This window comes from Rikenella microfusus DSM 15922 (assembly GCF_000427365.1).
Classification (GTDB): domain Bacteria; phylum Bacteroidota; class Bacteroidia; order Bacteroidales; family Rikenellaceae; genus Rikenella; species Rikenella microfusus.
Window position 1 is genome coordinate 1,090,145 of sequence record NZ_KE386488.1, and the last position, 16,754, is coordinate 1,106,898.

Sequence of the window (16,754 nt, forward strand, 5' to 3'; positions counted from 1 at the left end):
CGGGCACAAAGCCCGGAGCCACTCCGGACGGCGGCCGGCAACGGTGCCCGCCTGTTTGGGTTCTGCCGGCTCCGGCTTTAATATCTGAATAAGTATATACGAAATTTACCCTTACAGCATATTCGATGCTCATCGTACTTCGGGTTCGTACCGCCCTCTTACGACAAAGAAAACTCCCGATTCCCTATGCCGAACGGCACTGCGGTGCCGTTCGGGGCAATCATTACCCGGTTTTGGGTCAAGTCGTATATATTTACCTTTATCTTTATACAAAAATTCGTTAGCTTTGTAAAATGGCTGGGTATGCCCCGCCTTCCCGTAATGACAATCCGTAGAAATTACTAACCGAAAACATCCATACCGAATGAAAACCATCCACCGACTACTGGGAACGGCCCTTGCGACAGGCATGCTGGCCTCCTGCTCCGGAGGTTCCGTTCAGCAGGCCGATTACCAGGTCATCCCGCTGCCGCAGCAAATCGAAGAGGCGCAGGAACCCGGTTTCCGCCTGAGCGAAAACACCCAAATCGTCTATCCCGAAGGGAACGAACAAATGCAAAAAAACGCCGCGTTCCTGGCCGGTTATATCGGCCAGATGACCGGCCTGAAACTCCAGATGACCCACGGCGGCCTTTCGGATGCCGAAGGCAACATCGTCCTGACGCTGGGTCTCGACCCACAGCAGCCGGAAGCCTACCGGCTGACGGTGGGCAAGGGCGGCGTGACCATCGCCGGAGCGTCGGAAGCCGGGGTTTTCTACGGGATCCAGACCCTGCGTAAGTCGTTGCCCGTCGGTCGGGGCGACGTGCTGCTGCCCGCCGTGAAAATCGACGACTGGCCCCGGTTCGCCTACCGCGGGGCGCATTTCGACGTGAGCCGCCACTTCACCGGCGTCGATTCCGTCAAACGGTTCATCGACATGCTGGCCCTGCACAACATGAACCGCTTCCACTGGCACCTGACCGACGATCAGGGTTGGCGCATCGAAATCAAAAAACGGCCGGAACTGACCGAAAAAGGGTCTGTTCGCAAAGCGACCGTTATCGGCCACAACAGCGGCGAGTACGACAGCATCCCCTACGGCGGGTTCTATACCCAGGACGAGGCCCGCGAGATCGTGGCCTACGCCGCCGAACGGTATATCACCGTGATCCCGGAAATCGACCTGCCGGGCCACATGCAGGCCGCGCTGACCGCCTACCCGGAACTGGGCTGCACCGGCGGCCCGTACGAAGTCTGGGGACAGTGGGGCATCTCGGACGATGTGCTCTGTGCCGGCAACGACCAGACCCTGCAATTCATCGACGACGTGCTGGGCGAGATCATCGAAATCTTCCCGAGCGAATACATCCACGTGGGCGGCGACGAATGCCCGAAAGTACGCTGGGAAAAATGCCCGAAATGCCAAGCCCGGATCGCGGCCCTGGGTATCGAACCTGACGGCAAACACAGCCCGGAACAACAGCTCCAGAGCTTCGTCATCGGCCACGCCGAGAAATTCCTGAACGACCACGGCCGGCAGATCATCGGCTGGGACGAAATCATGGAGGGGGGCCTCGCTCCGAACGCCACCGTCATGGCCTGGCGCAGCGCAGCCGAAGGCGTGAAAGCGGCCAAAATGGGACACGACGCCATCATGACCCCGTCGTCGCACCTCTACTTCGACTATTACCAGAGCCAGGACACCGAAAAGGAACCGATCGCCATCGGCGGTTACATCCCGCTCGAATCGGTTTACGGCTACGAACCGGTGCCGGAATCGCTGACCCCGGAAGAGGCCGTTCACATCATCGGCGTGCAGGCCAACCTGTGGACCGAATATATCCCGAATTTCCGGCAGGTGGAATATATGGAACTGCCGCGCATGGCGGCGTTGGCCGAGGTGCAGTGGACCGATCCGAGCCTGAAGGAATACGACTCGTTCCTCGCGCGGCTGCCGCAACTGGTGCGCCTCTACGACCTCGAAGGGTACAACTACGCCAAACACGTCTTCGACGTGAACGTCTCTTTCCTGCCGAATCCGGCGGAAGGGGCGCTGGACGTAACCCTGCTGGCCATCGACAGCGCGGACATCCATTATACGCTGGACGGCACCGACCCCACGGCCGCGTCGCCGAAATATACGGATACGCTGAAAATCAAGGAACCCTGCACGCTGAAAGCCGTGGTCGTGCGGCCGAACGGCAACAGCCGCGTATTCTCGGAAGAAATCTTCTTCAACAAGGCCAGCATGAAGCCGATTACGATGCTCCAGCCGATCAACAAACAATATGAATATAAAGGAGCCGCGACGCTGACGGACGGCCTCAAAGGGAACGACAACTACAAGACGGGACGCTGGATCGCTTTCTGGCAGAACGACATGGAAGCGGTGATCGACCTGCTGGAACCGACCGAAATTTCGCAGGCGCAGATCGAGACCTGCGTGGCCAAAGGCGACTGGGTTTTCGACGCCCGCTATTTCGGCGTGGCGGTTTCGGACGACGGGAAGACATTCCGCACGGTGGCCGAAGCCGACTATCCGGCCATGGGCGAACAGGACCGCAACGGGGTCTATGAACATGCCCTGACTTTCGATCCGGTCAAGACCCGCTATGTGAAAATCATCGTCAAGCCGGAACACAGCATGCCGGCCTGGCACGGAGGCAAAGGCAGCCCGGCGTTCGTATTTATCGACGAAATCAGCCTGAACTAAACGCTGACGGTTGCGACCCCACAGGCCGCAACCGTCCCGGGCGGAGGACTGCAACCCGCGGTGCCCGTTTTGCCCCGCCGGCTACGGCCAGCCCGCAAGTATTCAAATCAACCATTCGACGATCAAGATGAAATATACGCTGATGTTATGCGCCCTCCTTTTCGGGGGACCTTTATGCGTCTCGGCGCAGACCGCCGCCATGGCGGAGAAATACCCGCTGGGGGACTACGAAGAACTGACCGACACCAAACCCCACGACGGGGCGGAGGTATGGAACGCGCTCAAGAAACCGGTCGGCCTGAGCTGGGGCGACACCGATACCCGCTATAAGAAGCTGGATGTCCCGAAGGTCGAAAACAACACCCTGTGGCGCGCCAAAGCCTGGAAAGGGGAACGGGTGAACGGCCAGGCCGTGCTGTGGACCGCCGAAGCGTTGGACGACGTGACCGTTACGGTCAGCGACCTGCGCGGCAGCGGCCGGGTGACGATCCCCGCTTCGGCCGTGGAAGCCAGCTTCGTGCGTTACGTAATGACCGACGAGCTGAACAAAGGCGGCGGGGGCGGCTGCGGCCACCGGCCGAACAAAGCGGACTGGGATTCCTCCGTCGTGGCCGACGTGCTGGATACGGTGAGCGTCCGCGACCTGAAACCCTGCTCGGCCCAGCCGATCTGGGTGAACGTCCGGGTGCCGCAGGATGCCGCGCCCGGCACCTATAAAGGGACGCTGACGGTTTCGGGCAAAAACCTGAAGCCGATGAAACTCCGGATGGAGATCGGCGTGGTGAACCGCACGCTGCCGGAACCGGCCGACTGGAAATTCCACCTCGACCTGTGGCAAAACCCCTACTCCGTAGCCCGTTACCACCAGGTGCCGCTGTGGAGCCGCGAACACTTCGACGCCATGCTGCCGCTGATGAAAAGGCTGGCCGCCGCCGGACAAAAGGTCGTGACGGCCTCCATCATGCACAAACCCTGGGCCGGACAGACCGAAGACCATTTCGACAGCATGATCGGCAAGACGCGGAAAATAGACGGCTCGTGGAAGTACGACTACACCGTGTTCGACAAATGGGTCGATTTCATGCTGAACGAAGCGGGCATAGACGGACAGATCAACTGCTACACCATGATCCCGTGGGCGCTGAGCTTCGACTATTTCGACCAGGCCACCAGCCGCGTGCAGTTCGTGAACGCCGAACCGGGCGACAGCGCCTATGCCGCTTACTGGCTGCCGTTCCTCAAAGACTTCTCGCGCCACCTGCGCGGGAAAGGGTGGTTCGAAAAGACCGCCATCTCGATGGACGAACGTCCGATGAAAGCGATGCAGGAGGCGATCAAGCTTATCCGGAAAGCCGATCCGGAATTCAAGATCACGCTGGCCGGGAACTACCACGACGAAATCCAGGCCGACCTGTACGACCTCAGTATCCCCTACACGCACAAATTCCCGGAAGCAGTCAAGGCCCAGCGGGAGAAAAACGGTCAGATCAGCACCGTTTATATCTGCTGCACGGAGGCTTTCCCCAACACGTTCACCTTCTCGAACCCGGCCGAAGCCGCGTGGCTGCCGGTACACGCCGTAGCCGGCGATTACGACGGCGTGCTGCGCTGGACATACAACAGCTGGACGGCCGATCCGCTGCGCGACTCCCGATTCCGCACCTGGGCCGCGGGCGACTGCTACATCGTCTATCCGGGCAACCGGAGCAGCATCCGCTTCGAACGGCTGATCGAGGGAATCCAGAACGCCGAAAAAATCCGCCTGCTGCGCGGCGAACTGAAAGCGAACGGGAACGATGCCGGGCTGAAAGAGCTGGATGAAACGGTAGCCCTCTTCACGCCGGAAGGGCTGAAGAAATCGCAGATGGAACCGGAGGCGATGCTGGTACAACTGCAAGAGCTGCTCAACACGCTCTGACCCGAGAACGGATACCGAGCGGGGCGGGGAAGAAGGTTTCTTCCCCGCCCCGCTCTTTTACCGCGCTCTCCGACATCCCTCCCCGGAACCGGCTGCCATACCCCGCGCTCGCCCGGAATAAAAAGGAGGTTCCCTACTTTCATGTACCCAATTGGTCGGAGAATCTCCCCATTCGGCCTTGCGCCGCCGGGTACTCCGGCCGGGAGTTCTTTTTGTCGAAAAGGTCCGGCACGAGGCGATGCAAACCCGCGCAAAAGACCCGGAGGATCCGGCGCGAATCGAAAAATCAGTCGGGGGCATAGTATATACGACTTTACCTTATTCGATTCGCCCGATTATATACTTTGATATACCAATTGGTTTTCGTCGATACTTTTTCGGCTCGCGCCGCCTCCCCCTCCGAGGGCTGAAAGCCGTCCGGCGCGAAGCCGATGGAGGGGAATTGCCCCCGAATAGGTTTGGTAGACCAAAGTATATAATCGCTGGTAAGTATATACGACATTACCCAAAATCGGGCAAGGATCTCTCTAAACGGCCCTGCGGTGCCGCTCGGCACAGGGGACCGGGGCTTTCTCTGCTTAAGGGGGTGGGCGCGGACCGAAATATCCTGAAAATCAAGCGTGCAATGATATAGGGTAAAGTCGTATATACTTACTTAATCGGTTTTATTTGTATGACTGGTTTTCAGATGTTCTCGACCTGCGCCCGCCCCTTGGCAAAGTCCCGGGCCCCTGCGCCGAACGACGCCGCCGGACCGATTAGGGAAATCATCGCACGGTTTTGGGTTAAGTTATACTTGCCTAAATTGTAACAATCGCCGTCGTTTTTTGATCCGGGACAACTCTTTTATCGGCCGCAGCCTCTACTTTTGGAACCGGACACGGAAACGGCGCCCGCCCCGAAGACCGAACGCGCCGCGACGGCAACCGCTCCGTTCCGCACGAATTCGACGGCAGCCGAAGCGTAAACCGAATTAAAATGTTATCTTGGCGAAAACAAAGCGCCGCCGGGCACAGAAACCGGCGGCATAATAACCATAACCATATACCGTTCGACAATGGCACAAAAGAGCATCCTGCTGACCGCCCTGGCATCCTGTCTGCTGGTTTGCGGTCCCCTTTCGGCACAGGAAAACGACGGATTCGACCTCTCCTCGCAGCGATCGGAATCGCAGCACGTGCTGATGGTCCCCGGACAGAAACTGGACCACAAAGGCCTTATTATCAATCCCACGCCGCACAGCCTGACCCTCGATCCCGACGGCACGCTCGACTTCTCCGGCGGGATACGCCTGACGGAGAAACAGGGAAAATTCGCCGAAGAGATCGGCCGAATCCTGCCCACCGGTCAGAAAGGGGTTAAACTCACCACAGACTTCGGCCCGGAAGCGGCCGCCGAAGCCGGCGTCAAAGCCGTGTCGGGAGCCTATGCGCTGAATATCGGCAAAAAAGGAATCGCCATCACCGGATACGACGAGCGGGGCGTTTTCTATGGAATCCAGACCCTGCGGCAGATCGCCGAAAGCCCGATTGTCCGGACGGACAGAGGACGGCGCCTGCCCTACCTGAAGATCAACGACTATCCCGACCTGCCGCTGCGCGGCGTGGTCGAAGGGTTTTACGGCACGCCCTGGCCCCACGCAGTGCGGCTCTCGCTCATCGACTTCTACGGCCGGTTCAAGATGAACAGCTATCTCTACGGCCCCAAAGACGACCCCTACCACAGCAGCCCGAACTGGCGGCAGCCCTACCCGGAAAAAGAGGCGCAGAACATCCGCGAGCTGGTGGAAGCCTGCAACCGCAACTACGTCGATTTCGTCTGGGCGATCCACCCCGGCCAGGACATCAAGTGGAACGAAGAGGACTACGGCAACCTGGTCCATAAGTTCCAACTGATGTACGACCTCGGCGTACGCTCGTTCGCTATTTTCTTCGACGACATTTCCGGCGAAGGGACGAACCCCGTGAAGCAGGTGGAGCTGCTCAACCGCCTCAACCGCGAATTCGTACAGGCCAAGGGCGACGTCTCCCCGCTGGTGGTCTGCCCCACCGACTATTCCAAGCTCTGGGCCAACCCGACGCCGCAAGGCAGCCTGAGCATATACGGACAGACGCTCGACCCGTCGGTCGCCGTCTTCTGGACCGGCGACGCCGTGTGCAGCGACCTCACTCCCGAGACCATGGAATGGCTCAACAGCCGCATCCGGCGGCCGGGCTATTACTGGTGGAACTACCCCGTTACCGACTACGTGCGCCACATCATCATGCAAGGGCCGGTTTACGGGCTGGACACCACCCTCACGGCCGACGAAGTGTGCGGTTTCGCCAGCAATCCGATGGAGCACGGCGAAGCGTCGAAACTGGCGCTCTACGGCGTGGCTGACTACACCTGGAACATCGCGGCCTACAACCCCATCGACAACTGGGAGCGGGGCATCGCGGAACTGGTTCCCGAAGCGAAAGAGGCTTACCGGACGTTCGCCATCCATTCGTGCGACACCGAAACGGGCTACCGCCGCGCAGAATCGTGGGAGACCGAAACGTTCCGCATCGGCGACTATACTCCGGAGCAGTACGACGCCCTGCTGAAAGAGTTCGAAAAGATCGAACGGGTTCCCGCCGAGATGGAAGCGAAATGCGCCAACGCCGAGCTGCTCCGGGAGCTGCGCCCGTGGCTCGCGGAGTTCGGTAAACTGGGCACGCGGGGCCGGAAAGCCTTGGAACTCGTCAAACTTTACGAAGCGGGCGACGATGCGGCGCTCTGGTCGGCCTACGTGCAAAACCTGATGAGCGACGAGGACCGCAAAGCGTACAACGCCCATAAGTCCGGCACCATGAAACTCCAGCCCTTCTACGAACTGACGATGGACGACATCCGAGACGCGCTCTACGCGAAGATCGCCGGGAAAAAACCGGCCGCATACAAAGCCGTCGGTACGTTCCCCAATCTGCAAACCGTACTGGGCAAGCTGATGTTCGACAACGACTCGACGACGTTCTATACTTCCGGCGTATCGCAAAAGGCGGGCAGCTGGATCGGAGCCGACCTCGGCGATGTGCGCGAAGTGTCCGAAATCGACATCCTCCAGGGACGCAACTCGACAGACGACGTGGATTACTTCGACCATGCCATCCTCGAATACTCGGAAGACGGCCGGACATGGCTGCCGCTGACGGACAGCCTGCATAAGCAGTATATCGTCCGCTGGAACGGAGAACCGGTAAAAGCCCGGTACGTGCGGCTCCGTCGGCTCGAATCCTCCAAGACCAACTGGGCGGCCGTCCGTTCGTTCGAGGTCAATCCCATCCGGGCCGACCGGCTCGGTTTCCGCATCGAAACGGCGGATTCGCTGGCTGCGAAAGCGCTCTATGCGTTCGACGAACATCCGGGGACTTCCGTCGTCAGCAGCGGAACCTTCGGGTTCGGCATTCCGGCGAACGTTTCCGGCTACACCCTGTTGCTGAAACCCGGCCCGCAGGGAACGCCGAAACTCCGGCAGACAGACGCCGAAGGTGCCGTCCTGTCGGAAACGGCGATCGACGCTCCCCTCTTCCGGGTCAAGGTCGCTCCCGGAGCCACGAAGATCGAATTGCTGGGAGATATGGAAATCTTCGAGATCATCCCGGAATAGACAGCAGACTGATGAATCGTATTTTCCCGGCCCGGAACCCGTATTCCGGGCCGGTTTTTTATGCCCTCCCCATTTGCATTCGGCCTCAAACGAGGTATCCGGCCGATACGATTCCGTTTGGATTTTACCGGAATATGGCTTTCTTTGCTCGGGGAAAAATACACGACGCGCTAAACACAGGATTTATATGAAAACCGCATTCGCACTGCTCGGCTGGCTCTGCCTCCTGCCGGCGGTACCGGTTCACGGCCAGAACGCAACGGCAGGAAAAGACGGCCGGAGCGTCATCGTCGAAGAAAACGGAACACGGCTGACGATCACCTGCCTCGACCCGCGTATCGTCCATATCGAAGCCCGCCCGGAAACGGCGTCCGACGTGCGGAAATCGCTCGTGGTGGACGACCGCGATTTCCCGTTCGACGGCTTCCGGGTCAAACGGAGCCGGAATAAAATCGTCGTCCGGACCTCCCGGCTCGCCGTGGAATACGACCGGATATCGAAACGGATCCTCTTCAGGGACCGAACGACAGGCGACACGATATTGGCGGAACATTCGCGGGCTGTCGTCGCCGGAGGGCCGGACGGCGGGTACCGCATCGTCCAGCGTTTCGCCCTGACCCCCGACGAAGCCATATACGGACTGGGGCAGTACCAGGACGGCGCGTTCGACTACCGGGGACGTACCGTAAACCTCGTACAGGCCAACCGCGAAATCGCCAGTCCCGTACTGCTCTCGACCCGCCGTTACGCCCTCTATTGGGACAACTACTCCAAAACGACCTTTACGGAAAAGGGAGGCGTCGCCGCGTTCGACTCGGAAATCGGCGACGGTGCGGACTACTATTTCATCTACGGCAGCGACATGAACGATGCGGTGGCGGGAGTGCGCCACCTGACCGGAGAGGTGCCCATGCAGCCCAAATCGGCATTCGGGTTCTGGATGTCGAAAGAGCGCTACCGGTCGTTCGACGAACTGACCGGGGTCGTGGCCGAATACCGCAAACGGGGCATCCCGCTGGACAATATCGTCCAGGACTGGCAGTATTGGGGCGAAGATATGGACTCGTGGAACGGCATGGTTTTCGACACGACACGATTCCCGCGGCCCGAAGAGGCGATCGACCGTCTCCATCGGGAATACCGGGTCAAACTGACCGTGTCCGTATGGCCGGGAGTCGGTAAAAAGACAGCCGTCTACCGGGCGATGGACTCCGTCGGCGCATTGTTCGACGTGCCGACCTGGGCGGGCTACAAAGTCATTGATATTTACGATACCGCGGCGCAGAAGCTGTTTTGGCGCTATCTGGACAACGGCCTCCGTTCGAAAGGGGTGGACGCCTGGTGGATGGACGCCACCGAACCTTCGTTCCGCGACGGGCTGTACCAGGACAGACAGGAATACTGGTCGAAATCGGCCGGCATGACCGCCATCGGCCCGTTCGCCCGTTACCTGAACACCTATTCGCTGGTCTTGTCGCGGATGATGTACGAACGACTGAGGGAACAGAGCGACAAAAGAGTATCGGTACTGACCCGCTCGGCTTTCGCCGGACAACAGAAATACGGCACTTCCACCTGGTCGGGGGATATTTACGCCTCGTGGGACGTATTCCGCAAACAGATTCCGGCGGGACTCAACCTGTGCATGACCGGCTTCCCGTACTGGACGACCGACATCGGCGGTTTCCGCGTCGTCAGCCGGGAGACGGGCGGCAAAGCCGGAGCCGGGGAGATCGGCGATTACAGGAATGCGGAGGCGACCTCCGACGGAGGATACGAAAAAGGGCTTCAGGATTCCGCATACTTAGAGTTATACACGCGCTGGTTCCAGTTCGGGGCTTTCTGTCCGTTGTTCCGCGCCCACGGGACGGAAGTCCCGCGCGAAATCTGGCATTTCGGCGAACCGGGAGGCCGGTATTACGATGCGCAGCTGCAAATGATCGCCCTGCGGTACAGCCTGCTGCCGTACATCTATTCCGCAGCCTGGCAGGTAACCGCCGCCGGAGGAACGATGATGCGGCCGCTGGTCATGGACTTCACGGACGATCCCCGCACATTCGCAGAGGCGGGAAGCTACCTGTTCGGCGAATCGCTGCTGGTCCATCCGGTCACGCGCCCCATGTTCCACGACCGGAACGGCCGGATCGGCACCCCCGACACGACCGTCCCGGTCTATCTGCCCCGGCATGCCGGCGGGTACTGGTTCGACCTGCAATCGGACGCCTGCTATCCGGCGGGGGATACCGTCCGTTACGAAGCTCCGCTGCATACGATCCCGGTGTTCGTGCGGGGCGGCGCGATCGTCCCGCGCAGCGAACCGGCGCAGGATGCGAATACGGCGGATAACCGGGAGCTGGAAATCTCGGTTTACACGGGCGCCGACGCCCGCTTCACCCTGTACGAAGATGACAACGAGACCTACGATTACGAAAACGGGATTTACCGGGCCGTCGATCTGACCTGGAACGAACGGTCAGGCACCCTGACCGTCTCGGACGCGCAAGGCTCGTTCCGACCGGCTTACGACCGACAGACCTTCACGATCCGGGTCGTCTCACCCGGCCCGGACGGAAAGGCCGAAATCATGCGCCGTAAAGTGGATTATACCGGAAAAGAACTGAAAATCAAGTTCAGAAAACCCGATTATATCCGTTAATGAACCCGACCTGTCCGGAGGCAACGTCCTATGTTCGGCTCCGATCCGGACCTTCCTATGCTTTTTGACGAGATTCGTATCGCCGTACCCGGTAAGATGGTGAGCCGGAACCGGTTTCCGGGCCTTCAACTTCCTGTCGAGTAAAGTCCCGCACCGTATCGGTGCCACCGGAAACTCCGGCCGGAGTTTCCCGATTTCGGTTTCCGACCAGATACAATAACCCGGTGGCGGCTACGGGCTGATAATCAGTCCGTAGCTGTTTTATTACGCAGAAACACATCATGTATAAAATACAGTAACAAAATTTTTAATTATCTGTTGTATAGCATTTTACACTACAAAAAATTATATTTGCAGTAACCCGAACCAATCCGACCGATCCGATCATGGAACCATCTCAGGAATACATGTACGCCCATGTATCGATCGACTGTGCGATATTCGGTTTCGATGGGAACGAACTGAATATCCTCCTGATCGAAAAAGAGGGCACCGCCGCCCAGAAACTGCCCGGCAGCCTGATCTACCAGATGGAAGACACCGACAGCGCCGCGGGACGCGTGCTCTGCGAACTGACGGGCATCCGTAAAATGAGCCTCAGGCAATTCCGGTGCTTCAGCTCGCCCGACCGGGCGATGGACCCGGACGACGTAGCATGGCTCGAGAAAACCTACGGCCGGCCCGTGGGACGCCTGATTACCATCGCATACCTTTCGTTGTGCAGGATCAACCGCACGCTGAGCGCGGCAGCCCGACGCAAAGCCGCGCACTGGTGCCCGGTCAGCGACCTGCCGGCCATGCCGTTCGACCACAACCGAATCGCAGAAGAAGCGCTTTGCGAAATCCGCCAATGGACGGAAAGCGAACCCGCCATGCTGTTCGAACTGCTGCCCGTCAAATTCACCATGGCCGAATTGCGGGCGCTGTACGAGGCCATCTACCTAAGACGGTTCGACATCCGCAATTTCTGCAAAAAAATCGCCCGGATACCTTACATCGTACGGCTCGACGAGAAACAGACCGACGTGGCCCACCGCGCGGCGCACTATTACAAATTCGACCGGATCGCCTACAATCAGCTCCGGCAATCCATGTGATCCATTCCCGACTTATTGCTACAAACCATGAAAACCCTGTTCGCAGCCCTGACCGCCATCCTGCTCGTTCCGTCGCAAGCGACGGCCGGCGACCCGCGACTGACGGTCGCTCCGCAGGTCGATTCGCTGATCGCCCGCATGACCCTCGAAGAGAAAATCTCGCAAATGATGCACGCCAGTCCGGCCGTCCCCCGGCTCGGAATCCCGGCCTACAACTGGTGGAACGAATGCCTGCACGGCGTAGGACGATCGGGCGATAAAGTCACGGTCTTTCCCCAGGCCATCGGACTCGCCGCCACATTCAACCCTCCGGCCCTGGAAAAGACGGCGCGGATCATTTCGGACGAAGCGCGGGCCATCTACAACGCCGCCAAAGGGACGCCCGACGAAGGAAAACAATACAAAGGACTGACCTTCTGGACGCCGAATATCAACATTTTCCGCGACCCCCGCTGGGGACGCGGACAGGAAACTTACGGCGAAGATCCCTACCTGACGGCCCGGATGGGCGCCGCCATGGTTCGCGGTCTCCAGGGCGACGACCCGCGCTACCTCAAAACTTCGGCCTGCGCCAAACATTACGCCGTACACAGCGGACCGGAACCCGAACGCCACTCGTTCGACGTAACGGCGAGCGCCTACGACCTGTGGGACACCTATCTGCCGGCTTTCCGGACCCTTGTGCGCGAAGCCGGCGTGTCGGGCGTCATGTGCGCCTACAACCGTTACGAAGGGCAGCCCTGCTGCGGCAGCGATAAACTGCTGCGACAGATCCTGACCTACGAATGGGATTTTCAGGGCTATGTCACTTCCGACTGCTGGGGCGTAAACGATTTCCATAAATTCCACAAGACGCACCCCGACGCGGCGACCGCGTCGGCCGATGCGGTGCTGCACGGTACCGACCTGGAATGCGGCAACGATTACGCTTCGCTGGCGGAAGCCGTCCGCCGCGGTCTCATTACGGAAGAGCAGATCGACCTGTCGCTGCGGCGGCTCTTCATGATCCGGTTCCGGCTGGGACAGTTCGAGCCTGAGGGCAGCGTGCCTTACGATACGATCCCCTACTCGGTAGTCTCGTCGCCGGCACATAAGAAACAGGCCTTGGAAATGGCCCGGCAGTCGATGGTGCTGCTCAAAAACGACGGCGTGCTTCCGCTAAAACCCGGGCGCGTGAAGACCGTCGCCCTGCTCGGCCCGAATGCCGACAACGGAACTACCCAGCTGGGCAACTACAACGGCTTCCCGGTCGAAAACACGACCTTGAAAATGGCCCTGGAACGGGAGCCGGGTCTGCGCGTGATCTACTATCCCGCTACGGGCATCACCGGGCCGCTGGCCGACGGGCCGGATACGGACGAGGTGCTGAAAGCCATCGCGAAAGCCGACCTGATTATTTTTGCCGGAGGCATCTCGCCGCTGCTCGAAGGCGAAGCCGGCGACGCGGGGAACGACGACATCAAAGGGTTCCTCGGCGGCGACCGCAACACGATCGAACTGCCGGAAGTACAGACCGAATGGATGAAAAAGCTCGAAGCGACGGGCAAGCCGCTGGTATTCATCAATATGTCCGGCAGCGCCGTGGCTTTCCGGTGGGAAGCGGCCCATGCCGATGCCGTCATCCAGGCCTGGTACGGGGGACAGGAGACCGGCAACGCGCTGGCCGACATCCTGTTCGGCCGCTATAATCCCGCCGGCCGACTGCCCGTAACGTTCTACAATTCGACTGCCGACCTGCCCGATTTCCGCGATTATAACATGCAGGGACGTACCTATCGTTATTTCGACGGCGAGGTACTCTACCCGTTCGGTTACGGCCTGAGCTACAACACCTATGCCTATTCCGACCTGCAACTGCCCGATACCGCCGCCGTCGGCGACTCCGTCCGGGTGAGCGTCGAGGTGCGGAACCGGGGCCGCCGGGCGGGAGACGAAGTCGTGCAACTTTACGTCTCGCGGCGCGGGACGGTCGGAGGCGAGACGCCGATATGCGCCCTGGCCGGTATCCGACGGATGCACTTCGCCCCGGGCGAAAAGCGCGTGGTGACTTTCACCGTATCTCCGGAACAATTGGGGCGCACCGATGAAAACGGGGAAACGGTCGTAGAACCGGGCCGCGTGCGGATCTGGGCCGGCGGCCGGATGCCCCATGCGGGCGAACGGTTCGGGGCCAATACCGTCGCTGACGAAATGATACTTACCGGGGTGCCTATCGTATTCAACCACGCCGGAATTTTAACCGGCCAATAATGTGCGGATATGGTTTTCCCGGTCCGGAGCCAGCGAGGTCAGGAGTAGTTACAGGCCGGTTCGAGTGCCGAGCGGCACCAGCCCTGCTCCCGGGGGTAGGTTGCCGTTCCGGCTGCTTTCCGGCGCCTCGGCTATCCGAACTCGCTCGGCTGCTGCGTCGGTTCGGCACGGTCGCTATGCCGGACGATTAACCATAGTTTTTTAGTTTGTGCGATTCATAAGAATCGCCGGCTTTCGCGCCCAAGCGGCTCTGACGCTTCGGGAGGTGGGCGCAAAGCCGAATGGATAAGGCATTTCAATCGTAGGGTTATTCGTAAAAGTACCGCGATAGCGGGCGGGCCGGAGCCACCCCGGGCGGCGGCCTGCAACTGCGTTGCGCTTGTTTCGCCTCCGCTGGCTCCGGCCATAAAATTAACTGTACGGTTTCTTGCATAGGGCCGCGGCTTGCGGAGAGCGGGGTAGTTACAGCCCGGATCGAGCGCCGAGCGGCACCGGGCTGCAACCATTCCCGCCCTCGCCGGCTCCGGCCTTGAGTATCAGAAACCAGACCTACGAATAAATCGGCGTAAAGCCGTATATACTTGTTTTTGCTAAGATCTCATTTCATGAATATCCGCCACATCGTCCTGTTAGCCGCAGGCATCCTCGCCCTTACCACCGCAAAGGCCTTGGAGCTGGCGCGAATCGAATCGCCCGGCGGCCGGCTGCGGTTCGTCCTCCTCGCCGCCGATACCACAGGCGAAGGTTCGCCGCTGCTCTACTCCGTATTGTCCGGCAACGACACAGTCGTCGAACCGTCGGCGCTGAACCTCCGCTTCGACGACCGCAACGGTACCGGGTCGTGGAAAGCCATTCCGAATATCGGGAAAATCGAACTCTCCGCGATCGCCCTCCACGACACCGTCTGGCGTCCCCCTTACGGCGAACAGGCGGAATACCGCGACCGCTACAATCAGTTCCGAGTCTCTTTTCCTGAATCCGACGTCCGGCTCTGCGTGCGAGCTTACGACGAAGGGATCGCCTTCCGCTACGAGATGCCCGCCGAAGACCTGATCCTGAAGATCGGCGGCGAACTGACCGAATTCAACTTTCCCGACAGCACGAAAGGATGGGTCAATACCCATCCGCAGGCCGTCTGCGAACGGAGGACGCTCGAAAAACTGCAAACGGAACTGCCCCTCACGACCGAACTGCCGAACGGCCTGTACGCCGCCGTTCTGGAAGCCGGACTGACCAACTACGCACGGGGACGGTTGCGTGCGGAGGACAAAGCCGGAAAATTACGCCTCGTATTGGACTCTCCGGTCGTAACCGGTTCTCCCGCCCGCTCCCCGTGGCGCGTGGTAATGGTCGCCCGGCGGCCGGCCGAACTGTTGCAGAACAACGGCATCGTCCTGAACCTGAACGAACCGTGCGCCCTGGCCTCGACCGACTGGATCCGTCCAGGCAAAGCGATCCGCGAAATGACACTCAGCACGGAAACAGCCAAAAAGTGCGTCGATTTCGCCGCCGAACGGGGCCTCGACTATATCCATTTCGACGCCGGCTGGTACGGCCATGAATACGTACAGGCATCGGACGCCACGACGGTGGACGTGGACCCCGACCGGAACCCGGTCAATGACCTGAACCTGCTGGAGGTCATCCGGTACGCCAGGACGAAACATATCGGCGTGCTGCTTTACGTCAATAGACGCCAACTGGAGAAAAACATGGACATCCTCTTTCCGCTCTACCGGAGCTGGGGCGTCGCAGGCGTCAAATTCGGCTTCGTCAATACCGGAACCCACCGCTGGGTCGAATGGGTGAACGAAGCGGTCCGGAAAGCAGCCGGATACGGGCTGCTGGTCAATATCCACGACGAATACCGCCCCACGGGGCTGAGCCGCACCTGGCCGAACCTGCTCACGCAGGAAGGCATCCGCGGCAACGAAGAGATGCCCGACGCCGACCACAATACGGCCCTGCCCTTCACCCGCTACCTGAGCGGCGCGGGAGACTATACCTATTGTTACTACTACCGCAAAGAGTTCGGCCACGAGAAACGCCATGTGCAGAATACGCCGGCGCACCAGCTGGCCCTGCCGGTGGTCTTTTACAGTCCGTTGCAGTACCTCTATTGGTACGACAGCCCGGCGGATTACGGCGGGGAACCCGAACTGGAACTTTGGAAAATCATGCCGACCGTATGGAACAAAACCGTCGTGCTGGACGGCGAGATCGGCGGCTACGCCAGCGTGGCCCGGCAAGCCGCGACTGGCGACTGGTTCGTCGGCACCGTCACCGACACGACGGGACGGACACTGACCCTGACGTTGGATTTTTTGGCCAAAGGCCGCCAATACCGCCTCACGCGTTATGCCGACGGCCCGGAATCGCTGCCGACCCGCACGAAAGTGGCCGTAACGACGCAGACCGTCCGGGCCGGAGACAAGATTAGGGTAACGCTCAAGCCGTCGGGAGGCGAAGCCTGGCACATCGTGCCCATGGACTGATGATCGGGAGCC

At 60.0% G+C, this 16,754-nt stretch carries 7 protein-coding genes; all 7 read left to right on the forward strand.

Features of this window, described 5'->3' with window-relative positions:
* The first annotated feature begins 364 nt into the window (after positions 1 to 364).
* The 7 genes from RIKMI_RS0105695 to RIKMI_RS0105735 all read left to right on the forward strand — a co-directional run bounded on the left by RIKMI_RS0105695 (position 365) and on the right by RIKMI_RS0105735 (position 16,742).
* A complete protein-coding gene (locus tag RIKMI_RS0105695; protein WP_027290813.1) occupies positions 365 to 2,695 on the forward strand; it encodes a glycoside hydrolase family 20 protein in 2,331 nt (776 codons plus the stop codon).
* Between the two features lie 127 nt (positions 2,696 to 2,822).
* On the forward strand, positions 2,823 to 4,613 hold the full coding sequence (locus tag RIKMI_RS0105700; RefSeq protein ID WP_027290814.1) for a DUF4091 domain-containing protein: 1,791 nt from the start codon (positions 2,823 to 2,825) through the stop codon (positions 4,611 to 4,613).
* A 1,057-nt stretch (positions 4,614 to 5,670) separates the two neighbouring features.
* Positions 5,671 to 8,244 (forward strand): beta-N-acetylglucosaminidase domain-containing protein, encoded by a 2,574-nt coding sequence (locus tag RIKMI_RS0105710; protein WP_027290815.1) that lies wholly within the window; start codon positions 5,671 to 5,673, stop codon positions 8,242 to 8,244.
* A gap of 187 nt (positions 8,245 to 8,431) precedes the next feature.
* Positions 8,432 to 10,900 (forward strand): glycoside hydrolase family 31 protein, encoded by a 2,469-nt coding sequence (locus RIKMI_RS0105715; RefSeq protein ID WP_027290816.1) that lies wholly within the window; start codon positions 8,432 to 8,434, stop codon positions 10,898 to 10,900.
* A gap of 386 nt (positions 10,901 to 11,286) precedes the next feature.
* Positions 11,287 to 11,997 carry an NUDIX hydrolase gene (locus RIKMI_RS0105725; protein WP_037291576.1) on the forward strand — a complete coding sequence of 237 codons (711 nt, stop codon included), beginning with the start codon at positions 11,287 to 11,289 and terminating at the stop codon, positions 11,995 to 11,997.
* A gap of 27 nt (positions 11,998 to 12,024) precedes the next feature.
* Complete coding sequence (locus tag RIKMI_RS13170; RefSeq protein ID WP_084135194.1) at positions 12,025 to 14,247, forward strand: glycoside hydrolase family 3 C-terminal domain-containing protein; 2,223 nt, start codon at positions 12,025 to 12,027, stop codon at positions 14,245 to 14,247.
* Between the two features lie 605 nt (positions 14,248 to 14,852).
* Positions 14,853 to 16,742 (forward strand): glycoside hydrolase family 97 protein, encoded by a 1,890-nt coding sequence (locus RIKMI_RS0105735; protein ID WP_027290818.1) that lies wholly within the window; start codon positions 14,853 to 14,855, stop codon positions 16,740 to 16,742.
* Positions 16,743 to 16,754: the final 12 nt, after the last annotated feature.

Bases quoted from the DNA above. Each gene is read 5' to 3' on its own strand.
- RIKMI_RS0105695 (WP_027290813.1), top strand. From the start codon at position 365: ATGAAAACCATCCACCGACTACTGGGAACGGCCCTTGCGACAGGCATG.
- RIKMI_RS0105700 (WP_027290814.1), top strand. From the start codon at position 2,823: ATGAAATATACGCTGATGTTATGCGCCCTCCTTTTCGGGGGACCTTTA.
- RIKMI_RS0105710 (WP_027290815.1), top strand. From the start codon at position 5,671: ATGGCACAAAAGAGCATCCTGCTGACCGCCCTGGCATCCTGTCTGCTG.
- RIKMI_RS0105715 (WP_027290816.1), top strand. From the start codon at position 8,432: ATGAAAACCGCATTCGCACTGCTCGGCTGGCTCTGCCTCCTGCCGGCG.
- RIKMI_RS0105725 (WP_037291576.1), top strand. From the start codon at position 11,287: ATGGAACCATCTCAGGAATACATGTACGCCCATGTATCGATCGACTGT.
- RIKMI_RS13170 (WP_084135194.1), top strand. From the start codon at position 12,025: ATGAAAACCCTGTTCGCAGCCCTGACCGCCATCCTGCTCGTTCCGTCG.
- RIKMI_RS0105735 (WP_027290818.1), top strand. From the start codon at position 14,853: ATGAATATCCGCCACATCGTCCTGTTAGCCGCAGGCATCCTCGCCCTT.